General features: G+C 65.5%; 26 protein-coding genes, 1 tRNA gene and 1 pseudogene. 12 read left to right on the top strand and 16 right to left on the bottom strand.

The annotated features are described in order from the left end of the window. Positions 1-171 precede the first annotated feature (171 nt). The 4 genes from BMX04_RS14115 to BMX04_RS14130 are packed head-to-tail and all read left to right on the top strand — an operon-like array spanning position 172 to position 4,825. Complete coding sequence (locus tag BMX04_RS14115) at positions 172-1,335, top strand: efflux RND transporter periplasmic adaptor subunit (RefSeq protein ID WP_244888559.1); 1,164 nt, start codon at positions 172-174, stop codon at positions 1,333-1,335. Further along, on the top strand, positions 1,335-2,540 hold the full coding sequence (locus BMX04_RS14120; RefSeq protein WP_074787546.1) for an ABC transporter permease: 1,206 nt from the start codon (positions 1,335-1,337) through the stop codon (positions 2,538-2,540). Before BMX04_RS14115 ends, BMX04_RS14120 begins: the two co-directional genes overlap by 1 nt. Next, on the top strand, positions 2,537-3,214 hold the full coding sequence (locus BMX04_RS14125; RefSeq protein WP_074787548.1) for an ABC transporter ATP-binding protein: 678 nt from the start codon (positions 2,537-2,539) through the stop codon (positions 3,212-3,214). Before BMX04_RS14120 ends, BMX04_RS14125 begins: the two co-directional genes overlap by 4 nt. 33 nt (positions 3,215-3,247) lie before the next feature. Then, positions 3,248-4,825, top strand: coding sequence for an ABC transporter substrate-binding protein (locus BMX04_RS14130; protein WP_074787550.1), 1,578 nt, complete (start codon positions 3,248-3,250; stop codon positions 4,823-4,825). Between the two features lie 78 nt (positions 4,826-4,903). Here BMX04_RS14130 and BMX04_RS14135 read toward each other — a convergent pair whose 3' ends face one another. Genes BMX04_RS14135 through BMX04_RS14145 form a run of 3 tightly spaced genes read right to left on the bottom strand, consistent with a single transcriptional unit; the run spans position 4,904 to position 6,793 of the window. Next, positions 4,904-5,293, bottom strand: coding sequence for a DUF4149 domain-containing protein (locus BMX04_RS14135; RefSeq protein WP_074787552.1), 390 nt, complete (start codon positions 5,291-5,293; stop codon positions 4,904-4,906). Further along, positions 5,287-5,997: a bifunctional 2-polyprenyl-6-hydroxyphenol methylase/3-demethylubiquinol 3-O-methyltransferase UbiG gene (gene ubiG, locus BMX04_RS14140; RefSeq protein WP_074787554.1), complete on the bottom strand. Its 711-nt coding sequence runs from the start codon at positions 5,995-5,997 to the stop codon at positions 5,287-5,289. The genes BMX04_RS14135 and ubiG overlap by 7 nt, the downstream gene beginning before the upstream one ends. Then, positions 5,987-6,793 (bottom strand): methyltransferase family protein, encoded by an 807-nt coding sequence (locus tag BMX04_RS14145; protein WP_074787556.1) that lies wholly within the window; start codon positions 6,791-6,793, stop codon positions 5,987-5,989. Before BMX04_RS14145 ends, ubiG begins: the two co-directional genes overlap by 11 nt. A gap of 194 nt (positions 6,794-6,987) precedes the next feature. Here BMX04_RS14145 and BMX04_RS14150 point away from each other — a divergent pair, with 194 nt between their 5' ends. The 3 genes from BMX04_RS14150 to BMX04_RS14160 are packed head-to-tail and all read left to right on the top strand — an operon-like array spanning position 6,988 to position 11,046. Further along, positions 6,988-7,638 (top strand): ABC transporter ATP-binding protein, encoded by a 651-nt coding sequence (locus tag BMX04_RS14150; RefSeq protein WP_074787558.1) that lies wholly within the window; start codon positions 6,988-6,990, stop codon positions 7,636-7,638. Continuing rightward, positions 7,635-10,019 carry an FtsX-like permease family protein gene (locus BMX04_RS14155; protein ID WP_074787560.1) on the top strand — a complete coding sequence of 795 codons (2,385 nt, stop codon included), beginning with the start codon at positions 7,635-7,637 and terminating at the stop codon, positions 10,017-10,019. The genes BMX04_RS14150 and BMX04_RS14155 overlap by 4 nt, the downstream gene beginning before the upstream one ends. After that, positions 10,009-11,046, top strand: coding sequence for a lipocalin-like domain-containing protein (locus BMX04_RS14160; RefSeq protein WP_074787562.1), 1,038 nt, complete (start codon positions 10,009-10,011; stop codon positions 11,044-11,046). The genes BMX04_RS14155 and BMX04_RS14160 overlap by 11 nt, the downstream gene beginning before the upstream one ends. A gap of 41 nt (positions 11,047-11,087) precedes the next feature. On the opposite strand, the gene BMX04_RS14165 is transcribed toward BMX04_RS14160, so the two are convergent. Then, positions 11,088-12,374: a PQQ-dependent sugar dehydrogenase gene (locus BMX04_RS14165; RefSeq protein ID WP_074787648.1), complete on the bottom strand. Its 1,287-nt coding sequence runs from the start codon at positions 12,372-12,374 to the stop codon at positions 11,088-11,090. A 224-nt stretch (positions 12,375-12,598) separates the two neighbouring features. On the opposite strand from BMX04_RS14165, the pseudogene BMX04_RS14170 reads away from it, so the two are divergent. Beyond that, positions 12,599-12,745 (top strand): annotated as a pseudogene (locus BMX04_RS14170) (lipocalin family protein); the annotation flags it as partial. Between the two features lie 105 nt (positions 12,746-12,850). Continuing rightward, on the top strand, positions 12,851-13,894 hold the full coding sequence (locus tag BMX04_RS14175) for a patatin-like phospholipase family protein (protein WP_074787564.1): 1,044 nt from the start codon (positions 12,851-12,853) through the stop codon (positions 13,892-13,894). Between the two features lie 17 nt (positions 13,895-13,911). On the opposite strand, the gene BMX04_RS14180 is transcribed toward BMX04_RS14175, so the two are convergent. The 8 genes from BMX04_RS14180 to BMX04_RS14215 all read right to left on the bottom strand — a co-directional run bounded on the left by BMX04_RS14180 (position 13,912) and on the right by BMX04_RS14215 (position 18,374). After that, positions 13,912-14,220 carry a hypothetical protein gene (locus tag BMX04_RS14180; protein ID WP_074787566.1) on the bottom strand — a complete coding sequence of 103 codons (309 nt, stop codon included), beginning with the start codon at positions 14,218-14,220 and terminating at the stop codon, positions 13,912-13,914. A 2-nt stretch (positions 14,221-14,222) separates the two neighbouring features. Beyond that, entirely contained in the window at positions 14,223-15,056 is an 834-nt protein-coding gene (locus BMX04_RS14185; protein ID WP_074787568.1) for a GAF domain-containing protein, read from the bottom strand. A gap of 76 nt (positions 15,057-15,132) precedes the next feature. Next, positions 15,133-16,086, bottom strand: coding sequence for a TonB family protein (locus tag BMX04_RS14190; protein WP_074787570.1), 954 nt, complete (start codon positions 16,084-16,086; stop codon positions 15,133-15,135). Next, positions 16,083-16,457: an ExbD/TolR family protein gene (locus BMX04_RS14195; RefSeq protein ID WP_074787572.1), complete on the bottom strand. Its 375-nt coding sequence runs from the start codon at positions 16,455-16,457 to the stop codon at positions 16,083-16,085. The genes BMX04_RS14190 and BMX04_RS14195 overlap by 4 nt, the downstream gene beginning before the upstream one ends. Further along, positions 16,454-16,834: an ExbD/TolR family protein gene (locus BMX04_RS14200; protein WP_074787574.1), complete on the bottom strand. Its 381-nt coding sequence runs from the start codon at positions 16,832-16,834 to the stop codon at positions 16,454-16,456. The genes BMX04_RS14195 and BMX04_RS14200 overlap by 4 nt, the downstream gene beginning before the upstream one ends. Continuing rightward, a complete protein-coding gene (locus BMX04_RS14205) occupies positions 16,827-17,504 on the bottom strand; it encodes a MotA/TolQ/ExbB proton channel family protein (protein ID WP_074787576.1) in 678 nt (225 codons plus the stop codon). Before BMX04_RS14205 ends, BMX04_RS14200 begins: the two co-directional genes overlap by 8 nt. Beyond that, on the bottom strand, positions 17,501-17,950 hold the full coding sequence (locus tag BMX04_RS14210; protein WP_074787578.1) for a hypothetical protein: 450 nt from the start codon (positions 17,948-17,950) through the stop codon (positions 17,501-17,503). The genes BMX04_RS14205 and BMX04_RS14210 overlap by 4 nt, the downstream gene beginning before the upstream one ends. A 348-nt stretch (positions 17,951-18,298) precedes the next feature. Further along, positions 18,299-18,374, bottom strand: a tRNA-Thr gene (locus BMX04_RS14215). A gap of 139 nt (positions 18,375-18,513) precedes the next feature. On the opposite strand from BMX04_RS14215, the gene BMX04_RS14220 reads away from it, so the two are divergent. Continuing rightward, positions 18,514-19,389 (top strand): hypothetical protein, encoded by an 876-nt coding sequence (locus BMX04_RS14220; protein WP_074787580.1) that lies wholly within the window; start codon positions 18,514-18,516, stop codon positions 19,387-19,389. 132 nt (positions 19,390-19,521) lie between these two features. Further along, the gene (locus BMX04_RS19675) at positions 19,522-20,139 is read left to right on the top strand and encodes a hypothetical protein (RefSeq protein WP_074787582.1); all 618 of its coding nucleotides are present in this window, start codon (positions 19,522-19,524) and stop codon (positions 20,137-20,139) included. 214 nt (positions 20,140-20,353) lie between these two features. Here the strand turns inward: BMX04_RS19675 and BMX04_RS14230 are convergent, their stop codons facing one another. Further along, the gene (locus tag BMX04_RS14230; RefSeq protein WP_050661118.1) at positions 20,354-20,614 is read right to left on the bottom strand and encodes a DUF2312 domain-containing protein; all 261 of its coding nucleotides are present in this window, start codon (positions 20,612-20,614) and stop codon (positions 20,354-20,356) included. Positions 20,615-20,758: 144 nt separating this feature from the next. On the opposite strand from BMX04_RS14230, the gene BMX04_RS14235 reads away from it, so the two are divergent. After that, positions 20,759-20,974, top strand: a complete 216-nt coding sequence (locus tag BMX04_RS14235) for a hypothetical protein (RefSeq protein WP_050661117.1) — start codon at positions 20,759-20,761, stop codon at positions 20,972-20,974. 19 nt (positions 20,975-20,993) lie between these two features. On the opposite strand, the gene BMX04_RS14240 is transcribed toward BMX04_RS14235, so the two are convergent. From BMX04_RS14240 to BMX04_RS14250, 3 genes are all read right to left on the bottom strand, one after another. After that, the gene (locus BMX04_RS14240) at positions 20,994-21,914 is read right to left on the bottom strand and encodes a DMT family transporter (RefSeq protein ID WP_074787649.1); all 921 of its coding nucleotides are present in this window, start codon (positions 21,912-21,914) and stop codon (positions 20,994-20,996) included. A 97-nt stretch (positions 21,915-22,011) separates the two neighbouring features. After that, a complete protein-coding gene (locus BMX04_RS14245) occupies positions 22,012-22,941 on the bottom strand; it encodes a pirin family protein (RefSeq protein WP_074787584.1) in 930 nt (309 codons plus the stop codon). 83 nt (positions 22,942-23,024) lie between these two features. Further along, the gene (locus BMX04_RS14250; protein ID WP_074787586.1) at positions 23,025-23,618 is read right to left on the bottom strand and encodes a LysE/ArgO family amino acid transporter; all 594 of its coding nucleotides are present in this window, start codon (positions 23,616-23,618) and stop codon (positions 23,025-23,027) included. Between the last annotated feature and the right edge of the window lie 111 nt (positions 23,619-23,729).

Raw genomic sequence — 23,729 nt, forward strand, 5'->3', positions numbered from 1 at the left:
ACATTCGAGAAACAGAATGTGTAAAACGCACAAGAAACCGCGCGCCATCAGAGGTGCTGATGATTTGCGTCAAGGTCGCGCTGTGGCAGTCGTCTATGCTGCCTTTAGGTGACGGCACCGGACCCCGCGTCGGTGGACCGGGTCGCACGCCCTGTCGGAAAGGAGGCCAATTTGGCCCCGGCTGATGAACAGTCCACGACCAAGGACGGCGTGGAGTTGTCTGCGCCGCAGCAGACGCACGGGCAGCTTGTCCCGTCATCGCGACGCGAACGTCCTAAAGCATCGCGCCGCTGGCGGTTCTGGGTCCTGCTCGCTGCTCTTGGGCTGACCTTGACGGCGCTGGTCCTGGCCCAGAGTTGGATGAACCGCCCGCCGGTCGTGCCGGTCGAGACTGTCGCGCCTGCTCCGATCACCCGTGTCCTTGCCATCAACGGGCGGATCGCGGCGGATAACTCAGTCGGGGTGACGCCGACCGTGACCGGCACACTCACCGCGCTGCCGGTGGCCGAGGGCGATGCGGTCGAGGCGGGTGATATTCTCGCTCAGGTCGACCCGAACGCGCAGCGCAAGCTGTTGCGTCAGGCGCAGGCCCGTCTGGACGCGGCCCGGGATGCGCAGGCCGAGGCGCTCGCCGAATTCGACCGCGCCGCTGCCCTCGACACGACCGTGGCGCGTTCCGTGCGCGATACCTACGCCCATAAGCTGGAAGCCGCCACGCAAGAGGTCGCCCGCCTCAGCGCCGCACTCGATCAGGCACGCATCGCGCTGGAAAATCATACCATCCGCGCCCCCGTCTCGGGTCACGTGGTGAGCCTCGATGTCGAACAGGGGCAACTCGTCAGCCCCTCCACCCCGCTGATGACCCTTGCCGATCTCGGCACCCTGCTGGTCGAGGCCGATGTGGATGAGGCCTATGCCACCCAGATTGCCACCGACCAGCCCGCCGTGCTGCAACTCGCCGGAGAAACGCAGACCCGCTCCGGGCGCGTCAGCTATGTCTCGCGACGGGTGGACATCGCCACCGGCGGGCTGGCGGTGGAACTGTCCTTTGACATGCCGGTCGTGGCCCCCGTGGGTCTGACCGTGGCGACCAACATCATCGTCGAAACGCGCGCAGCGGCCCTGACCGTGCCGCGCACTGCGCTGACAGAGGTGGAGGGCGAGACCGGCGTGTTCCTCCTGCGCGAGGGTCGCACCATGTTTCGGCCTGTCTCGGTCGTGGACTGGCCCGCCGCCCGGCTCATCGTGACCGAGGGTCTTGCCGAGGGCGAGCGCCTTGTGACCGAGGCCAGCGGCATCACTGCCGGTCAGGCCGTGACGATGGATCAGCCCTGATGCTCTATCCACTCAAGATCGCGGCGCGTTACCTGACCGCCAACATGGCGCAGACCGCGCTTCTGGTGGTGGGCGTCGCGGTCGGGGTTTTCATCTTCATCTTCATGTCGGCGTTGATTGGCGGGCTTGCGCAGTTCATCCTGTCCCGCACGGTGGGCGATATCGCGCATATCACCATCGAGGCCGAGCCCGACGATCCCGCGATCCTGATCGCGCCGCAAGGGCATGTGCTGCTGGTCACGCAGCGCGGCCGCACACGCACCGCCTCACTGGCCGAGGCCGCCACCTGGCTGCCGCTGATCGAAGACGTGCCGGGGGTCAAGGCGGTCTCGCCGCAGATCACCGGGGCGGGGTTTCTCACGCGCGGCGCGCAGGTGGCGCAGGTCAGCGTGACCGGGATCGAGCCGGGTCGCGAGGCCGCGATCCTCGATCTGCCCGGCTACATGCTCGAGGGGCGGGCGCGCTTGGGCTCGGGCCTGATCGTCCTTGGCCGGGAACTGGCCGAGGATCTTGACCTGTCGCTCAATCAACCGCTGCGCCTGCAAAGCTCCGAAGGTGTCACCGCCCTGCTGACCCTCTCGGGCATCTTCGAGACCGGCAACGGCGCGATCGACGGGGCGCGCGCGTTTGTCAGCCTCTCGAGCGCCCGCACCCTCTTTGCCATGCCGCAGGGTGCCAGCCGGATCGAGATCAAGCTCTCCGATCTCAACGCCGCTGGTGCCACGGCGGCGCACATCCGCAGCCTGACCGGGCTGGACGCCGTGCCCTGGACCGATGGTGCCGAACAGCTGATGGAGGCGCTAGATGCGCAGGCGCAGACCGGCTATTTCCTCAAGACCTTCGCGCTCATCACCATCGTGATCGGCGTCGCGTCGGCGCTTTTGCTCTCGACCTATCGCCGCCGCCCTGAAATCGGCATCATGCGCGCCATGGGTGCGGGGCGCGGCTTTGTCGTCTTCGTCTTCGTGGCGCAAGGCGCGCTCGTTGGGTTGATGGGGGGCGTCATGGGGGCGGCCTTGGGGTATCTCGCGCTACTGCCCTTCCCCCCGCGCGAGGCGTTCGAGCCGGGCACCCTGCCGATGGACATCACCCAAGGCTCCTACGGCCTGGCCATCACTCTAACGGTGATCGGCGCGATCCTCGCATCAATCCTGCCTGCGCGCTCGGCGGCGCGGGTCGATCCGGTCACGGCGATCGGCCAATGAGCGCGCTCCTGGATGTCCGCGATCTGGTCAAGACGTTTGGTGTCCGCGAGGCCGAAACCCGCGTGCTGCGCGGCCTTACACTGCATCTGGAGCGCGGCGAGATGGCGGCGCTTCTGGGGCCATCGGGCTCGGGCAAGAGCACGCTTCTGACGATCTTGGGCACCTTGATGAAACCCACATCAGGCCAGTACCGGATGCTCGAGCGGGATCTCATTGCCGCCGACGACGGCGCGCTGACCGAGTTTCGCAATGCCCATATCGGCTTTGTCTTTCAGTTCCACAACCTGCTGCCCGATTTCACCGCGCTGGAAAACGTGATCTTCCCCACAGCCGTACGCGAGGGCCGCGAGTCAGCGGGGGCCCGCGCGCGGGGGCGCGCCCTTCTCACCCGCATGGGGCTGGCAGACCGGATCGACTTTCCCGCCACCAAGCTGTCTGGCGGCCAGAAACAACGCGTCGCCGTGGCGCGCGCCCTGATGAACTGCCCCGAACTGGTCCTGGCGGACGAACCGACAGGCAATCTCGATCGCGTCTCGGCGATGCAGGTGATGGACCTCATCGCACAGATCAACCGCGAGGAGGGCACCACATTCCTGATCTCGACCCATGACGAGAAGATCGCCGCACTGTGCCAGCGGCAGATCGTGGTGGGCGACGGGGTGGTGACGGGCTAGGTCTTTCACCTGTAGCCAACACGGAGGTTCTTCATGACATACCGCATCCCTTCAAATCTCGATCCCAACCGCCGGAACGTGCTGAAAGGGGCCGTCGCGTCCGGTCTTGCCGCAGGGCTGTTAGGTGTCGCGTCCGGCCCGGCCCGCGCGGCACCGTCGCGGGGCGGCACGTTCCGCGTCGGCGTGCATGACGGCAGCAGCACCGACAGCTGGGATCCCGCCACCACGGCGAGCATACTGATGATCCACTCCAGCCATGTCGCCCGCGCCTATCTGACCGAGATCACCAACGAGAACACGCTTGGACCCGACCTCGCCACCGATTGGCAGGCCCTGGGCAAGGACGGCAGCGAATGGCGCTTCGAGCTGTCGCGCAACGCCACTTTCCACGACGGGCGCGCAGTCACGGCAAAGGACGTGATCGCCTCGATGAACCACCACCGCGGGCCGGACACCACCTCGGCCGTGGCACCGCTTCTGTCGGACGTCACCGATATCCGCGCTGATGGCGAACACGCGGTGATCTTCACCCTTTCGACCGGCAATGCCGACCTGCCCTATCTGTTGTCGGATTACCATCTGGTGATCCAGCCAGCGAAAGAGGATGGCAGCATCGACTGGGCCAACGGTATCGGCTGCGGCCCCTACAAGGTGACCGAGTTCAAGCCGGGCATCCGTGCCGCGTTCGAGCGGCATGACGGCTGGCACCGCGCGGGCAGCGGGGCATGGTTCGACGCGATCGAGATGACGGTGCTCAACGATCCTAACGCCCGGCAGGCGGCGATCGTCACCGGTGATGTCGACGCGGTGACCGATATCGACCTCAAGACCGCTGGGATGCTGGCGCGCGCACCCGGTGTCATCCTCGACGATGTGCCCTCGGGCACGCATATCACCATGCCGATGTTCTGCGACGTCGCGCCGTTCGACGATGTCAACGTGCGCCTCGCGCTCAAGCATGCGATGAACCGACAGGAAATCGTCGACAAGATCCTGTTCGGGCGCGGGACGATCGGCAACGATCATCCGATTGGTCCGACGATCCCGTATCATGCCGACCTGCCGCAGCGCGAGCAGGACCTCGACCGCGCGCGCTATCATCTCAAGAAGGCCGGGCACGACCGGCTCTCGGTGCAGATCTCGGTCAATGACACGCTGCTGTCAGGGGCCACGAACATGTGTTCCCTCTTCGCCGAGCAGGCACGGCCCGCCGGTCTCGACATCAATGTGAATCAGGAGCCCGCCGATGGGTATTGGTCGAATGTGTGGCTAAAAAAGCCGTTCTGCGTCGCATCCTGGGCCGCGCGCCCGACACCGGACGTGATGTTCTCGCTGGCTTACAAGGCCGGGGTCGAGTGGAACGAGAGCCATTGGGAGAACGAGCGTTTCAACGAATTGCTCCTCCGGGCCAAATCCGAGATCAACCAGGACCTGCGCGCCGAGATGTATGCCGAAATGCAGTCGCTCTGCCGCGATGACGGCGGCACAATCGTGCCGTTCTTCCGCAACCGCACCTCGGCGCGGCGCGACAATGTCATGCACACCGAAAGCATCGCCTCAGTCTGGGAACTCGACGGCGCGCGGGGCTATCACCGCTGGTGGTTCGCCTGATCCCGAGTGCGCGCGGAGCGGGGCGTCGTCTCGGTACGATGGCCCGCCCCAGGTGTCGCGCGGCGTCACGCTATGCCGCTACAAGAACCGGGCCAGCACCAGCCCTGCCAACCCGATATGCGCCATAGTGATCGCGACCGACAGCCCGTGCAGCCAATGGAAGCGGGCCGTCGCACCGGCATCCGTGGCTCGGTTGATCGCGGACATGAGTATCTGCCGGGTCGGCAGGGTTGTCAGGGCGACCAGCACCAGCAGCCCCGCCCCCACCGGGTCGAAAGGCCATGTCAGCGCGGCGGCCAACCCCGCGCAGCCAATCACGAATAGATAGAAATGCGGAAACGCCCGGCGGATCGTCGGCCCCGCCATATCCGCCGGCAGGGCGCTGAAGAGGAAGGCGGCAAATCCGAAGGAATAGAGCACCATGCCACCGAAGAGCAGCGAGGTGACAAGAAGAGCAGCAGTCAGCATCCGGGCCTCCGGGGTTTGCGGGCAAAGCCCATGTAAAGGATGGTGGTGAGTGGCAGGCGGCCGAAGGTCAGGTCGCCGCGCCGGTTGATTCCGCGTGGCCCCAGCCCGGTAAACGGCCCCGCCACGAGCCCGGCATCGGTGAGCGCGCGGCGCAACTCGCGCGGCTTGATGTAGAGCGCCGGGTCATGCGTGCCTCGCGGCAGCAGGCGTAGGATATCCTCGGCCACCGTGATCGTCGCGAGCCGCGCCAGCGGGTTGCGGTTGATGGTGTCAAACAGGAACAAACCCCCGGGGCGCAGCACGCGCGTGACCTCGGCCAGAACACGGGTCAGATCGCTGAGATGCTCCAGTACATCGACACAGACAACCGCGTCGAAACCCGCATCTTCATAGGGCAACGCCTCGCCCACGCCCACGTCATAGGCGATGGCGCGTCCCGCCTGTTTCGCATGCGCCTGTGCAGCGGCAATTGCGCCTTCGGCCGGGTCGATCCCCGTCACCTGCGCGCCGCGATCATCAAGCGCCTCGGCCATGAAGCCCCCGGCGCAACCCAGATCAAGCACCGCCTTGTCCTGCCACTCGATCTGCCGATCCATCCACGACAACCGACCGGGCACGAGATTCTTGAGCGTCCGCACCCAGCGGATCTCGTCCGACCACCAGTGATCGGCCACCGTATCATAGATCGTCAGGTCATTGCGCATCGTCTCGCCTCCGGCATGGGGTCACGTAGGGCACGCGGGCGCGGTAGCGATCAAAGCGCGCACCGTAGCGCGCGGCAAAACGGCGCTCCTTATGGCGCGGGGCAATCAGGCAATAGGCGGTCAGGCTCAGCGCCAGCGCCAGTTGATCCGGCGTCCAGACCGGCACCGTCCAGAGCGTCAGCGCAAAGCCCACATAGATCGGCTGCCGGATGAGGCGAAACAGGCCGCGCTCCGGCATGTCGGGGAAACGCGGCTTGCGGCGCGCCAGAAGCGACATCCAGCCAAGCGCGCCCGACTGCACCTCGGCCCCGGCATCGAAACTGGCCTTGATCAAGATGAGCCACGCGCCGGTGTAGGCCGCGCAGATCGCCCAAAAGGCCGCACCCTCGGCTCGCCACCAGATGATGCCCGACGGCGTCCAGAGCGCGAACAGCGCAAATAGTTGCAGCGATGCGATCAGGGCATAGGTCGTGGTGGTCAGGGTCGCCCCGTGCGGTCCGGGCACCAGGCGTGCCAGAAATCGCCCACCCGGCCCGGTCAAGAGCACCGAATGCACCAGCGGAAACTGCACGATCAGCGCAGCGTTGACGAGCGCGGCCCAAGGCCACGGCACACGGCCCAGGCTCTCGCTCAGACCAAAGAACATTGCCGTGATCATCGCCAGCACCGCCAAAGCAAAGACCGCGTGGCACAACACCCCCAAACCGAGCGCCAAAGCGATTCGCCCGCCCCCCGGCGGCGGTTGCAGGGCTGCACGAATCAACCGCAGCAGCCCGGCCACGCGGGGATCGGCCATGATGGTGTTCCCATTGCCTGTCTTGTCTCGTGATGTCACTGGTCGCATCCTGCTGGATTTTTCGGAGTGTTCAGCTAAGCCGACACCGGCCCGATTCAACGGGCGATGCGTCGCAGGCCGGGGCGCGCGATAAGGCCCCTTTCCGCCTTCCCATCCGTGGCTTACGGTTTATCTGGCTTCCCGAAGGAGACGCCATGCTGCTGCACCTCGATACCGTCACCAAAAGTTATCCGGACACCGAAACCCCGGTGCTGCACGGGGTCTCACTGGATCTCGACGTCGGCGGGAAGCTGGCGCTCACTGGCGAGTCGGGTTCGGGCAAGAGCACGCTTTTGCACCTGATCGGCGGGCTCGACACCGCCGATAGCGGGCGGGTCGAGATCGACGGCACCGATCTCACCCCGCTTGACGATTCGGGGCGCGCGGGATTGCGGCGCGGCACCGTCGGGGTGATCTTTCAGCAGTTCAACCTGATCCCGTCGCTGACGGTGGCGGCCAACATCGCCTTTCAGGCGCGGTTGGCCGGGCGGCATGATCCAGCGCGCGATGCCGAATTGGCGACGCGCCTCGGCTTGCAGAAGCATCTCCACAAATATCCCGAACAGCTGTCGGGCGGGCAACAACAGCGCGTGGCCATCGCCCGCACCCTTGCCGCCGGGCCGAAGCTTGTGCTGGCAGACGAGCCGACCGGCAATCTCGACGAGGCGAGTTCCGATGCGGTCATGAGCCTCCTGCAGGAACTGGTCGAGGAAACCGGCGCAGGCCTCATCCTCGTCACCCATTCCGAACGGCTCGCCGCCCGCCTGCCCCGGCGGTTGCATCTGCGCGCCGGGCAGCTGACATGAGCCGCGTCATCCTATCGGCGCTGCTGTCGCATTGGCGGCGCAACCCATTGCAGCTGATTACCTTGCTGGCCGGTCTGGCGCTCGCCACCGCGCTCTGGTCGGGCGTGCAGGCGATCAACGCCGAGGCGCGCGCCAGCTATGACGCAGCGGCGGCCACCTTGGGCGACGGGCAGTATGCGCAAATCACCGCGCGGGACGGTGGCGCGATCCCGCAAGAGACGTATGTCGCCCTGCGCCGCGGCGGTTGGGCCGTCTCGCCGGTGATCGAAGGGCGCATCGATGGCGTGCGCCTTATCGGGCTGGAGCCGCTGACCGCCCCCGGCGGGCTGGGGCCGGTGCGGGCGGGCGGCGAGGCTGATCTCGGTGCGTTCCTCTCAGGCAGCGGTCAGGTCTTCGCCCGTTCCGACACGCTCACCCGCCTGCCGGATCTGGCAGCTGAGCCGGTGACCGCCCCCGATGTGGCGCCGAACACTGCGCTGACCGATATCGGCGTGGCGCAGCGCCTCCTGGATCGCGAGGGGCAAATCGACCGACTGATCGTCCTGCCGGACCAGCCTCTCACACGGCGCCCGCTGTCGGACATTGCCCCCGATCTCATCCGCAGCGCCCCACAGGAGGGCGGAGACGTGGCGCGGCTCACCGACAGCTTTCATCTCAACCTCACCGCCTTCGGTCTGTTGTCCTTCGCCGTTGGCCTCTTCATCGTGCAGGGCGCGATCGGTCTTGCATTCGAGCAGCGCCGCCCGATGGTGAGGACCCTGCGCGCCCTCGGCGTGCCGCTGCGACGGCTGATCCTCCTCATGGCGGTCGAACTGGCGCTACTGGCACTGCTTGCGGGCGGGATCGGCGTGGCGCTCGGTTATCTCATCGCGGCGGCCCTCCTGCCAGATGTGGCCGCCACTCTGCGCGGCCTCTATGGCGCGGATGTAGCGGGGCAACTCAGCCTGCGCCCCGTCTGGTGGCTCTCGGGTCTGGGCATCGCCTTGGGCGGCACGGCGCTGGCCGCAAGCGGTGCGCTCTGGTCATTGGCGCGCATGCCACTTCTGAGCGGGGCACAGCCGCGGGCCCTGATGATGGCGCGGTCAGGGGTGGGTCAGGCAACGATTGCGGCATTGCTCCTTGTTCTCTCTGGAGCGCTCGCTCTCTGGGGTGACGGTCTGCTTGCGGGCTTTGCCATGCTCGGCGCGCTGTTGATCGGCGGGGCGCTTGCGTTGCCGCCGCTGTTGGGGCTGGTGCTGAGATGGGCCGAGACACCCGCGCGCAGCGCCACCGCAGAGTGGTTCTGGGCCGACACACGGCAACAGGTGCCGGGGCTGTCGCTGGCACTGATGGCGCTCTTGCTGGCGATGGCGGCGAATGTCGGCGTCTCCACCATGGTGTCGTCCTTCCGGCTGACCTTCACCGGCTTTCTCGATCAGCGTCTCGCCTCGGAGCTTTACGTTAGGGCTGCGGATGCCGCGCAGGCCGACATGATCCGTGAGGTGGCGCGCGATCACGCCGATGCATTGCTGCCGCTTTTGTCGACCGAGCGGCAGGTCGCCGGGATGCCCGCCAAGGTCTATGCCGCGCGCGATCATGCGACCTATCGCGACAATTGGCAGTTCCTGGACGCCGTTCCAAACCCTTGGGACAGGCTCGCGCGCGGCGAGGGCGTGCTGATCAACGAGCAGATGTTCCGCCGCTCCGATCTGAGCCTTGGCGATGAGGTGACCATCGCGCTTGGCACAGGCTTGCCCGTGCTGGGGATTTACGGCGATTACGGCAATCCCATCGGGCAGGTGATCGTGACCGAGCCGCTCTTTCGCGATCTCCACCCCGAGGTGACCGCCCTGCGTTTCGGCCTGCGCAGCGACCCCGGCCAGGTCGCAGCCCTGCGCGATGCGCTGAAGGAGGCCGGTATTCCGCAGGCCGCGATGACGGATCAGGCCGCACTCAAGCGCATGTCGCTCGCGGTGTTCGAGCGCACCTTCACCGTCACCACCGCGCTCAACGTGCTCACGTTGGCGGTGGCGGGCTTCGCCATCCTGATGAGCCTGCTGACCCTCGCCGCAATGCGCCTGCCGCAACTGGCCCCGGTCTGGGCGCTCGGCCTCACCCGCCGCAGTCTCGCGCGGCTCGATCTTTTGCGCGCGGTGGTGCTCGCGGCGCTCACCGCCGCGCTCGCTTTGCCTTTGGGCCTGGCGCTTGCCTGGGCGCTTCTGGCGGTGGTCAATGTAGAGGCGTTTGGCTGGCGGCTGCCGATGTATCTCTTTCCGCTCGATTACCTGCGGCTGACCGGGCTGGCGCTGCTGGCGGCGGCGTTGGCGGCAAGCTGGCCCGCATGGCGGCTGTCGCGCACCCCGCCCGCGCAGCTACTCGGAGTGTTCCGCAATGAACGTTAAGACGCTTTTTCTGCTGCTTTTTCTGCCCGCACAGACCATGGCGCAGGGCTTTGCCGGGCTGGGCACCACCGCCGACGGCTTTGCCACGCCGCAGCCGGACCGCGCGCTGGAGTTTCCCGCCGATCACGGCCCACACCCCGCCTATCGCATCGAATGGTGGTATCTGACCGCCAACATGACCGGCCCTGACGGCACTCCCTACGGGCTGCAATGGACGCTCTTTCGCTCCGCCCTCGCCCCGAGGGATGGCGAGGGTTGGGACACGCCGCAGCTTTGGATGGGCCATGCCGCCGTGACCACGCCAGAGGCGCATCACGTGGCCGAACGGCTTGCGCGCGGCGGCATCGGTCAGGCGGGGGTGGAACCCGCGCCGTTTCAGGCATGGATCGACGATTGGGCCATGCAGGGCCCGAATTTCGATACGCTCACCCTTACCGCGTCGGGCCCGGATTTTGCCTATGATGTCGATCTCGCAGCTACCGGCCCGCTGGTTCTGCATGGGCAGGACGGCTATTCGGTGAAATCGGCGGCGGGACAAGCCAGCTATTACTATTCGCAGCCCCTCTACGATCTCAACGGCACGCTGACACTGCCCGAGGGCGATGTCGCGGTCACAGGGCAGGCGTGGCTCGACCGGGAATGGTCCTCGCAACCGCTGGCCGAGGATCAGGACGGCTGGGACTGGTTCTCGCTCTCGTTCGACAGCGGTGACAAGTTGATGGGCTTCGTGCTGCGCGGGGCCAGCGATTTCACTGCTGGCACCTGGATCACCGCCCAAGGCGCGGTGACCGCCTTGCCCGATGGGGCGTTTTCCGCAACGCCGCTCTCATGGCACGAGGTCACCGGGCGAGAGGTGCCGGTCGAGTGGCAGGTGCGCCTGCCCGAACAAGGCCTGAACGCGACGGTCCGGGCGATCAACCCCGATGCCTGGATGACGACCTCGGTGCCCTATTGGGAGGGGCCGGTGACCATCAACGGCAGCCACACCGGCACCGGCTATCTGGAAATGACCGGCTACGAGGAGTGATCCGGTCACGCGGCACGATCTGCGGCGTGACCGGCTGACCCTTAGCCGCCAGGTGTGAGCTTGTGGATCGAGCCTTCTTCCATGGCGGTATAGAGACTGCCATCCGGCCCCAGAACCAGCGCGCGGAAGCGGCCCGATTGCATCGGCAGGGTCATTTCGGTGACATCGACCACGGATATCTCCTCGTCGAGCTCGATCACATCGATACGCTGTCCGATCGGCGTGCCGCCAAAGCCGATGCCCATCAGGCTGACCGCCAGGGCGCCGTCCCAGTCGCCCCATTGCTCACCCTCCAGGAACGCCGCCGCAGAGGTGCCCTGCGACCAGCCATTGTTGGTCCAGATCGGCGGCATTGCGTCGGGGTAGGTCTCGAAATCGGTCATCGGCATGAACGAGGCGCGCTCGTAGCGGTTCATGCCCTCCGACTGGTTGGGCATGTAGCCGCAATACCCATCCGGGCAGTCGCCGCGCCCGGCCATGTTGTCGCGCGGATCCCAGCCGCCATTCCCGCCATTCTGCAAAACCGTGATCTCGTCCGAATGCCAGGGTCCGTGTTCAGCCACGATCGGCGTGGACGTGGCGGGGTGAAAGGCGATGCCCTGCACGTTGCGGTGGCCATAGGTATAGGTCCGATTGTCAAAACCTTCAGGCGGCGTGTTGTCTTTATGGGCATTGCCGTCGGTATCGAGCCGCAGCACCTTGGAGCCCATCATCGTCGGGCTTTGCGGGATCTCCGGATTGTGGTTGTCGCCCGTGGTCAGCCACAGCGCCCCGTCGGGGCCAAAGCGCACGCGCCCGCCATTATGCGCGCCGGGGCCGCCGAACGGGTGATCGCTGGCCTCCACCTTGTAGGGCACGTCATCGACAATATCGGTGCGCTCTGACACGTCGGTGAAATCCTCGTTCACCACGAGGCGCATCAGGCGGTTGGTGCGCGGATCGGATTTCTCGGAGGTCGAATAGACATAGATCCGGCGGTTCTCGGAGAAACCGGGGTCGATTGCGACGCCCATCATGCCCGCTTGCCCTTCGCAGACAAGATCCCCGGCGGTCGAGGTATAGTCCTCGCTGCCCGACATGCCCAGAAGCGCATTCACGGTGCCGTCGGGCATCCGGACCGAGAGGCCGTCGCATTTCTCGGTGAAGAACATCGTGCCATCCTCGAGAAAGGCCATGTCCCACGGGCTGTCGAGCCCATCGAGCACGATCTCGTGTTGCAGGCTCGTGGTGTTCATGCCGGATTGCGCAAGCGCGGGGCTTGCGCCGATCACGGTGGCGATGGCCCCTGCGCTCAGGCTGGCCAAGGCGCGTTGGGTTGGTCGAATCATCATTGTTTCCTCCCTTGAACGGCCGTCGCTTGCGGCCGTTTTCCTGGTTCGCGGCACTCAGCATAACCCGTAATGCGTGTGTCGCAACACCCGACTGGTCATAAAAGGGGAAACCACCACATCCCCGCCCATGCTCAAAGGCGTGCCTCCCCCGGCCGCGCGCTTATACCCCCTTGCTGGTGCTGACAGCGGTTTTCAGCGCCATTGCCACGGTCCGGTGAGCCCCCGCGTGCGGGCTCGACGCGACGGTCCAGGCGATCAATCCCGATGCCTGGATGACCTCCTCGGTGCCCTATCGGGAACGGCCGGTGACCATCAGCGGGAGCCATTCCGTCGCCGGTTATCTGGAGATGACCGGCTATGACGAGTGATGCACACATGTGTCTGTGACACGGCACCGGGCCATTCCCCCTACAGCCCCGCGCCGATTTCGGCTATGACGGCACATGCCGCAATGCAGCAAGAAAGGGCGCCCCATGCCGAAGAACCAAAAGCCGATCAACCTCGCCCTTCAGGGCGGCGGCGCGCACGGTGCCTTCACCTGGGGTGTGCTCGACTATCTGCTGGAGGATGGACGCCTGCGCATCGCGGGCGTCTCGGGCACCTCGGCGGGAGCGATGAACGCCGTGGCACTGGCCGACGGCTATACCCGCGCCGGCCCCGAAGGCGCACGCGCCGCGCTTGATCACTTCTGGCGCGCCATGAGCACGAGTGCGCAACACACCCCCCTCCGACGCACGCCGATGGACCGACTGACCGGCAACTGGGGGCTGGAGAACAACCCGTTCTACCACTTCATGAACGCGCTGACGGGCGTCGCGTCGCCCTACCAACTCAACCCGATGAACATCAATCCGCTGCGCGACCTGGTCGAGGAGAGCATCGACTTCGAGATGGTGCGCAAATGCACGGCGTTCGAGCTGTTCGTTTCGGCCACCAATGTCGAGACCGGACGCGTCAAGGTTTTCCCGCGTGAGGACCTGACGGCGGATATGGTCATGGCCTCGGCCTGCCTGCCACATCTCTACCGCGCAGTCGAGATCGACGGCGTGCCCTATTGGGACGGCGGCTACATGGGCAACCCGGCGCTGTTTCCGCTCTACGGCAAGACCGGCACCGACGACATTGTCGTCGTCCAGATCAACCCCGTCGAGCGGAAGGGCGTGCCGCGCTCGGCGCAGGAGATCGAGAATCGGCTGAACGAGATCAGCTTCAACGCCAGCCTTCTCAAGGAACTGCGCGCCATCGACTTCGTCGACCGGCTGATCGCGCAGGGCAAGCTCTCGACCGATCACTATCGCCCCGTCAAGGTCCACCTGATCGAGAACGAGGACGCGCTCAAGCCGATCGGGGCATCGTCCAAGATGAACGTGGAATGGGCCTTCCTCACCCGCCTGCGCGACATCGGACGCGAGACGGCGGCGACATGGCTCGACACCTTCCATGATCGCATCGGCGTCGACAGCACCGTCGATCTGCGCGCCATGTTCCAGGGGATCGGGGCCGAGCATCAGGGCTGACACGCGGCCCCGACCGTTCAGGCGACGCTGCTGGCTTCACGATCAAAGGTATAGACGGCGACCGCCGACCGCTCCGAGTAGCGCAGTGAGAACGACATCTTCAGGCTGTCGAACACCTCGAACTTTCGCTTAACGAATTGGTTCATGTCCTCCAACGTGTCGAAACGGATGGTCACGACAACCAAGCCTTCCTTGTCCAGAAGAATGCTCAGGCTGGCGATATTCGATTCGAGGATCGCCCCGCCGATCTCTTCCGACAGGAACGATACGCCGTTCTTGGCCTCGGTGATCGACGTGAATTTCAGGTTGTAGATTTTGCTGTACATGCTCAGGTTTCCGCCTCGTCCATCATTTCGAACATCGCATCAAGCAGATCAGCATCGCGGATCGGCGATGCCTTGACCTTGTATGCCGCTGGACCGAGCCCCTGCCCGGTCCGTAGCGTGTTGCCCTCGGCCGACAGCGCAAGACCGGCCCCCTCCTCGATGGCCAGCCCGGCCTGCACCAGCCGGGCGCGCCCGGTCTTGTCGATGGGTCCGTTCATGCAAAGCCCCAGAAATGCCCGCGCCGTCGAGATATCTACGATCTCTGCCCCGGCAAGCGCGTCAAGCACGCCTGCGCATTTCTCGGCCAGCATCTCCTGCTGATCGGCCTGCATCTGGATCGTCAGCGCCATGTCCGCAGCAACCCCGCGCAGCAGATCAACCTGCTCCGAAGACATCTGCCTCGGCTCGAAATCGACGGCACAGATCGTGCCCAGCACATAGCCCTCCTGCGTCACCAGCGGAAAGCCCGCCCAGAACACCCAATGCGGATCACCTGTCACCAGAGGGTGATGGCGAAACACGTCATTCTCGCGCAAATCCGGCACGATGTAGGGTTTTGTGTCAAGCAGCGCGTGCTGGCATAACGTCTCCTCGCGAGCCACCTCGCTTACGCCTGTCAGGCAGCCCGTAAAATTCTCCGACAGGAAATATTGTCGGGCCTCGTCAAGGAGGCCGGTATAGGCGACCGGCACCCCCGCGATGTGCTTGAACACGCGGGTATAGATATCAAAGCGCGCCTTATTGGCGGTGCCCATCAAGCCGGTGCGCCTGACCGCCGAAACGCGACGGTCCTCATTGGCAGGCAAGCGCGCCGAGACGAATTCATGGTGTGACATTCTTCCTCCGTGAGGTTGGTACATGGATCAACGGTCACAGGGTCCGGAAGTTTAACATTGACCGTACGAAACGGCTCTACCTTCCCTTAATCCTGACGGAGAACCTGCGCTGTGCGCCGGCAGGGGGCGCGGGAAACGGAGCCGCGCGCTGCACCACGGTCAATGCGGCGCGATCGAGCCGGGTGGACCCCGAGGACTGCGCCAATCCCACCGAGGCAAGCCGACCACCGGCCGCGATGCTGAACTGCACCAGCGCGGCCCCCCGGGCCTCGGCACGCGGGCGCGGCACGCGGGCAAGATGTCGCATCACCTCGCCGGGATAACTGCTCGCGGCAGCGGTGCCCGGTTCGTCGCTTTTTATCGCGGTCTCGCGGCCTGCCCGGGTCGCGGCGGCAGTGTCGCGCCCCGTGGTGCTGCCCCGGGTTGCATCGCGCGTGGCATTGTTGCCGGACCGGCCCTGCACCTCGGCCTTGCGCGCGGGTTCGGGGGTCTGCCGGACCATGGTTTGTTGCTCGATCTCGCGGGGCCGCGCCTGTGGGCGGCGCGAGACCTGCACCCCGTCCATGGTCTCCGGCACAGCCTCGACCGTCTGTTTCGGCGCAACCTCGGCGGAGGTGCGCGACGATGGAGCGGCTGCGACGGGTGGTGCTGCCTCGACCGGACTAGACTGGCGTGCAGACAGCACCGGCACCGTGGCCACGGCGGGCCGGACCGGCGCAACCTGATCTGCCCTTGCGGGCTCGACCGATTTCGTCACCTGCTCGACAGGGGTCGCCCGCACAGCCGGGGCCTCAACCGACCGTGCCACGTGCTCCGCTTCTCGGTTGGGCGTCACCGTGCTGTTCGACACGGGCTGCGCCGTCCCCGCAACCATATCGGCAAAGGCGCTGCCCAGAACCACCTCGGACGCGCCTGCCCCGCCTTCGCTTGTGACCTGCGGGCGTGTCTCCATGCGCCATGCCCCCAGCCCGTGCAACACCACGGCAATGGCCACGCAAAACGACAGCATCAGGCGCGACGTGCAGATCATGGTAGCCCCTGCTCGGTCACCATCACCACGCGGCGAGCCCCCGCGCGACGCAACGCCTCGCCCAGCCGGATCAGGTCGGGCGCAGGCAGCGCGGCATCGGGGACAATGCGCACGATCTCCTCGGGCCAGACCTGTGCCATGTAGGCCGCCGCATCCGCCACCGCCGCGCCGCGATAGGCCAGCCGCCCGTCGGCATGGACCACGAGTGCGTCAGGCGGCGCGCGCCCCTCCAGATCGGCGGTGCGCACCAGCTTCAGCGCACCATCGAGCGGCGGCGCGAGCGTGGCAGCGGCCATGAAGAAGATGAGCATCAGGAAAACGATGTTGATCAGAGCGATCGTCGGCTCGCGGCGGGGACGGTCGGCTTTCATGACGGCACCAGCACCTGCACCGAGAGCCCCGGCACCCCGCGCAAGGCGATGAGCAGATCGGTGAGCCGCTGCGACGTGACCTGCACGCCGGTGCTGACCAGCGCCCGTGTCTCTCCCTCAATCAGCGGCGCAAGCGCCCCGGCCAATGCGTCGAACGGCACCTCCTGCGCGTTCACGCGCAGGCTGTCTTGGCGCAATTGCAAGAAGATCGGAGGTGTCCCGGACACGGCCCCATGCCCTGCCCCCGCCGTGGCCAGGTCGACCTCGGCATATTGCGAGAACGTCGAAGACAGCATGAAGAACAACAACAGCCAAAAGATCACGTCGATCAGCGAGGTGAGTGACAGCTTGCGCCGCCGGAACGCCGCCCTAGGCATCCTGGGGCACCGCCCGACCCTGCGGCATTGGCTTCGCGGCCCGCTGCAGATCAGGGCCCAGCACGACGCTCAGCGCATGATCGGCAAGCGCCCGTTCCTCAGCGATGCGCGATTCGAACCACGACAGCACCACCGAGGCGGGCATCGCCACCGCCAATCCGGCAGCCGTGGTCAGCAGCGCCACCCAGATCCCCCCCGCGAGCAGCGACGGATCGACCTGCGCCCCCGCCGATTGCAGCGCCTGAAACGCCTCTATCATGCCCAGAACCGTGCCGAAGAGCCCCAGCAGAGGTGCCACCTGCGCCACCGTATCAAGAAAGCGAAAACCACGTTCGAGTCGGGAAAACCGCGCCTCGGCCTCGGCCTCGATGCGCCGGAGCGCAGCGCGGTTGCGCGGGTCAGCGGCAAAGGCGCGGGCAATGACCGGCGCAAGATAGCTGCGTGAGGCCTCCAGAGTGCGGCGTGCGGCATTGCTCTCGCCCTGATCCCACTCAGCCACGGCAGCACGCAACGCATGATGCCGCCCCACGCCCGAAGCGTGGAACTGCCACAACTTGTAGAGGATCACCGCAAGCGTCACCACCGAAAGGCAGGCGATGATCGCGATCACCGGCCCGCCCATCTCGATCAGCGCGGCAAGCCGCGCGAGCATCGCATCCATCCGGGTCATCCCGTCACCTTGATCCGTGTCTCGCTTGCCAGGCGTAGCCCGTCCACACATGCGGCAGGTGACAGGCCGTTCCCCTCGCAGGTACCGATGCCGTTGATCAGAACCCCGCCTATGGCGTCACAGCCCTGCCCCGCCAAATCGAATTGCCGAACCCGTGGCCGCCCCTCGGGCACGGCCCCGAAATCAAACAGGGTCATGGTGGTCACGCGCCCCTCGGCGTCGAACAACACCGCCTCGGCAACAAGACTGTCGATCGCCGTCCCCAGATCGTTGCGGATGACAAAGCTCAGCCGACACCCGCCTGCTTCGGTCGCGGCGGCGGCGTTGAGGGTGATCGTCAGAGCCACTCTCTCGGCGGCTTGCGCGGGCTCCGGTGCGGCCCCGCCCGCCAGCGCGAGAATGGCAGCGAAGGTATGGCAGATGCGTCCCCGGCACGGCACGGTCATGACAGCTCCTTTCCGCCCCGCTCATAAGGGGCATTCGGATCACGAGGCTGGCACGAGGCTGGCTGAGAGAGTGAGTTACGCGCACGGCGTAGCGCACGGGTGATGTCATTATATCAATTCACGAGCAAAAGAGTCAAGTACATCCACCCGACTGCCGCGTCCCTGCTCACACCACGCCCATGCCGCGCCTCGGACTGTCCGCCGAACGATCGTTCGCACCCCTGTTCAAGACGTGCCCGGCAGGTGCATCAGAGCGATTGAGCCGGAACGCCCCGCCACGAAAACGACCAACGCCGGGACGGACATGCGGACGCAAAAGCGGGAATTATAATGATTTCAGGATTTTACTGGTGCCCCCACACGGACTCGAACCGCGGACCTACTGATTACAAATCAGTTGCTCTACCAGCTGAGCTATAGGGGCACGAGCGCGTCATTAGCGATGAATCCACGGCGGTTCAAGAGGGTTTGTGCCCGGTGCCACCGCATGGGGATTGCGGTTTCACTCCGCCCAAAACCCCTTATATTGGCCAATGAACCAAAGAAAGAGGCGCAAGGTCCCCATGCAGGTCGCACTCCACGCAGGCGCACATATGACGGATGAGGACAGGCTGATTGCCTGCCTCGCCGAAAATCGCGACACCCTCGCGCGGTTCGGCACCAACGTGCCGCCGCCGCCCAGCTATCGCAAACTTTTGCGCGACATCCTTCAGCAGGCGCAGGATGCGGGGCTTGCGGGCGATGCGCGCGACGTGGTGATCGACGCGATCAGCACCGAGGACGTCACCGACAGGCTCGTGCTCTCCAACCAGGGATTCTTCGGCACGCCCAAGATGGCGGTCGGCGGGCCGATCCTCTACCCGGCGGCGGATATGCGGCTCAGCCTCTTTCGGCAGATTTTCGCGGGCGACGAGATCGAGCTTTTTCTCGGGCTGCGCAACCCGGCGATGTTCCTGCCCGCCTTGCTGCACGGCACGCCCTACACTTCCATCGCGCGCCTTCTCAACGACAACGATCCCGCCGACATGCGCTGGTCCGAGTTGATCGCACGGATTCGCAGCGCCCATCCCGACATGCCGATCACCGTCTGGTGCAATGAGGATACACCGCTGATCTGGTCGCAGATCGTGCGCGAGATGGCTGGGATTGATGCCACAGTGCCGATCGCGGGAGAATTCGCGCTGCTGTCCGAGATCATGACAAAGCCGGGGCGGCAGCGCTTTAACACCTATCTGCAGGCACATCCCAACATGACCGAGGTGCAGAAACGCCGTGTGATCGCGGCCTTCCTCGACAAGTTCGCCGACGAAGAGGCGATCGAGGAAGAACTCGACGCGCCCGGCTGGACCGACGAGATCGTTGCACGCCTCAGCGATCTTTACGACGAGGATCTCTACGAGATCCAGCGCATCGACGGGGTGCAGATGATCACGCCCTGACCGGGCATTCACCCGCCCTGCGACACGTGTTACCCTCAGCCTGACGTCTGCCGTGCGCAGCGGTGGAATAGTTATGCAGCAAAGACGAGGTGGGTGGTGACCCAAAGACTCAGCATACGGCCCCTGGCACTGATGCTTGCGCTGCTCTTCGGCGGCGTTCCGGTCCTCGCCGAGAGCGGCCAGACCACAACTTCGGCCCAACCGCCTGCCGGGTTGTTGTGGAATCGCACCGGCCTGCCGGCGGTGTTTCCGCTTCAGGTCAAGACACCACCTGGGCCGGACTATCACCTGACCCTGATCGACACGCAGACCGGCGAGGCCGCGCTTGCCGCCTATATCGAGGGCGGCGCGTTCTTCAGGGTACTGGTGCCGCCGGGCACATTCCGCCTGCGCTTTGCCACGGGCACGGAGTGGCAGGGCGAGGATGTTCTGTTCGGACAAGGCGAGGCGACCCACCGCTTTGACCTGCGTCGCCCGCTGACCTTCGAGACGCGCGGTCTGGGCACCAAGGCGGGCCATATCGTAACGCTGACGCCCGGCACATCCGACGAGATCACGCGCGCCGCGCGCAAGGATCAGTTCATTTGCCAGTCCTTCAGACCGGGGTTTGCATCTCCCGCGCGTTCACCTCTCGACCGGCGGGCAGATCAGGGACCGCGCGGCAAGGGTGATCTCATCGACGGCGAGCCCATGTTCCATGAGCCACTTGCGCGACCGCGCCATGACGTGCGATCCCGCTACTGCGGCTGACCAACCTCCCGTAGATGATTGCCACCTGAGCACTGCATCACGCCATGCAGCGGGCCAATCGCACAAGAGAGCAGCGAATGTCAGCAGACGTTGATCGTCGGCACGCCACTGACGATCTTGCCCCCATGGTCAGGAAAAATGGCTGCGGGCAAGACCGACCGCAGCCTTTGGATCAGGTATCAAATGTCGTTGGTGTCAATGCACCGCGCCGGCATCACGCCATGCCCAGAGCTTCCTTGTACATTTCCAGCACCGCCTCTTCCTCGGCGATGTCGTCCTTGTCGCGTTTACGCAGCGCGATCACCTTGCGCATGACTTTGGTGTCATAGCCGCGCGCCTTGGCCTCGGCCATGACCTCTTTCTGCTGGTCGGCGAGGTCTTTCTTCTCGGCTTCCAGACGCTCGAACCGCTCGATGAACTGGCGCAGCTCATCTGCGGTCACGCGATAGGTGCTGTCGGACGTCATATCGTTCATTGGGGGCCTCCGCTCTGGACAGGGCGCATGACTAGCCGTGCGCGGGTCGCCATGCAAGCGGCATCTGCGCGCAGGGCTTGCAGGGCGCAGCGCTTTCGCTTACGCGCAGGCGCAACAGTCTTCTGACCAAGGAGAGAACTCGCCATGGAAATCCTGATCTGGCTCGGAGCCGCGCTATCGCTTGGCGGACTGGTGGGATTGGTGTGGTGTATCCTCACCGTCTGGAAGGCCCGCCGCGCAGGTCAATCCGACACCGACCTGCGCGCCACAATTCAAAGGGTCATGCCGCTCAATACCGGCGCCTTGTTCCTGTCGGTGCTTGGCCTGATGATGGTGGTGGTGGGCATCATGCTGGGCTGAGCCGCCAACGCCCGCACGCTCACACCTTGGTCGCCGACACCGGCGGCGTTACCCGCCGCTTGAGCACCGCCTCGCGCCAAGAGATGAAGCTGACCGAGCCGACGATGACCGTGCCACCCAGCACCACGAAGATATCGACACCCTCGCCAAAGACCAGCGCGCCCAACAGCACAGCCCAGACCAGTTGCAGAAACGTCACCGGCTGCGTCACCGTCAACGGGGCCGACCGAAACGCCAGCGTCATCGTGTAATGTCCCCCCGTCGCAAGACAGGCCACGCAGAACAGCACCCCCAATTCCCACCATGTCGGCGTGACCCACACCGCCCAGGCCATCGGGGCCAGACCGACCGTCACGGTGATCGACAGCATCGCCACGACCACCCCGGCGCTGATCCGACCCGATATCATCTTGGCCAGCAGATAAGAGCCGCCGAAAAAGATTGCGGTGAACAGCATCGCCAGGTGCCCGGTGCCCACCTCGCGAAACCCCGGCCGCAGGATGATAAGCGCACCGCAGAGCGCCACCACCACCGCCATCACCCGGCGCGCCGCCAGCGTCTCGCCAAGGAAAAGCGCCGCTCCGAGTGTTACATAGATCGGCGACAGGTAATTCATGGCCGTCACATCCGCGATGGGAATGCGCGCCATCGCATAGAACCACAGCCCGACTCCCAGAGTATGAAACGCGCCACGAGCGCCGATCAACCCCCAAGTGCCCCGGTCGAGCCGCAGATCGCGCAGCGTGGTCAGCAGCGGCAGCAAGAAGATCAGGCCCATCGCATACCGCAGGAACGCCGCCTGCGGGGCAGGTACCCGCGTGCCCAGAACCTTCACCAGCGCCGTGACCCCCACAAAGAGTAGCCCCGTCACCACCATCCAGAACACGCCCCATCCGGGACGCGCGGCGGCCTCCGCCGAAATACCGTCTTTCGCGCTCATGGCATGCATTAACTCACGCCGCGCATCATCTGTCGAGCACGCCCGACCTGCTTTCTCATGCGCCATGCGCAACACCAAGTCCCGCTATCTGCATGGCTTAGGGCAGAGGAATGAACTCGGCGTCATCTCCCGGCGGCAGTCGGAACCGCCCCTCGGCCCAGTCCCCCGTCGCCCAATCCGCCTTGGCCGCTTCGATCTTCTCACGGCTGGAGGCCACGAAATTCCACCAGATATAGCGCGGCCCGCTTAGCGTCTCACCGCCCAAGACGATCAGTCGCGCCCCGGCCTCACCCGCGCGCATACTGATCCGGTCACCGGGTCGAAAGACCATCATCTGCCCGGCCTCGAACACCTGACCCGCCACCTCGACCGCACCCGCGATCACGTAAACTCCGCGATCCTCGTGATCCTCGGGCAGCGGCAGGCCTGCCCCAGGCTCCAGCCGGACATCGGCATAGAACATGTCGGTGAAGGTGCTGACCGGCGCCGTCGCACCCCACGCCCGCCCCATGATCAGCCGCGCCTGCGCGCCGCCCTCCTCCAGCAGCGGCAGCGCGTCCTTACCGTGATGCTCGAAACTGGCGCTCCGCTCTTCCTCGGCGTCCGGCAGGGCCACCCAAGTCTGGATACCAAAGAGCCTGCTTTCACCGCGCCGGGTGGCGTCGCTCGTGCGTTCCGAATGGGTCACGCCGCGTCCCGCCACCATCCAGTTGACGGCTCCGCGATGAATCATCTGATCGGTCCCCAGACTGTCGCGATGCTGAAATTCGCCGTCGAACAGGTAGGTGACCGTGCCAAGACCGATATGCGGATGCGGGCGCACGTCGATGCCCTGCCCGGTCAGAAACTCCGCCGGGCCCATCTGGTCGAAAAAGATGAACGGCCCGACCATCTGCCGTCGTGGCGCGGGCAGCGCCCGGCGCACCTCGAACCCGCCGATATCGCGGGCGCGCGGCACGATCACCGTCTCTATCGCATCAGGCCCCGCATCGGGGCAGACCGGCTCAACTGTCGGGTTCCAGCTCATCGCGCATCCTCCATGCTATTCTCCATCATAGCACGATCACGCCCGCCGCTCAGCCGCCAGCCCCGCACAGACCCTGTGCAGGCTCAGCCGGTCAGAAGGTTCGCGGCGATCGCCCACATCACCGCCCCCACCCCGGCGTCGAGCACCCGCCAACTGCCCGGACGACGAAAGACCGGGGCCAGCAACCGCGCGCCATAGCCAAGAGCAAAGAAGAACACAAAACTCGCGCAGACCGCGCCGATGCCGAATGCCAGCCGATCCTCGTATTGCGCAGAAATCGTGCCCAGAAGCACCACCGTATCGAGATAGACATGCGGGTTGAGCCAGGTCAGCGCCAGACAGGTCAGCACCGCACGCCGCAGGCTGCCCGCACCATGGCCTGCCTCCAACACGGCCCCGCCGCGCCACGCGGCCCAGAAGCTGCGCGCGCCATAAATCAGCAGGAACGCCGCCCCGCCATAGCGCATCACCCGCTCCAGCCCCGGCACCAATTCGGCCAGCGCACCGAACCCGCTGACCCCCGCCGCCACCAGCACCGCGTCGGAAAAGGCACAGACCAGCACCACCGCCAGCACATGCTCGCGCCGCAATCCCTGCCGCAGAACAAAGGCATTCTGCGCCCCGATCGCGAGAATGAGCGAAAACCCCAACGCAAACCCCGCCAGCCCTGCCTGCATGCCCCTGCCCCTTCTTCTTGGCAAAAATACTCGAAAACCCGAGGCCGTCACCCGCGCCACGGCTTGCCTACCGCGCCACATCACATTATCCAAATTCACTATGTTTACTCA

This window comes from Roseovarius tolerans, from assembly GCF_900109855.1.
GTDB classification, from domain to species: Bacteria; Pseudomonadota; Alphaproteobacteria; order Rhodobacterales; family Rhodobacteraceae; genus Roseovarius; species Roseovarius tolerans.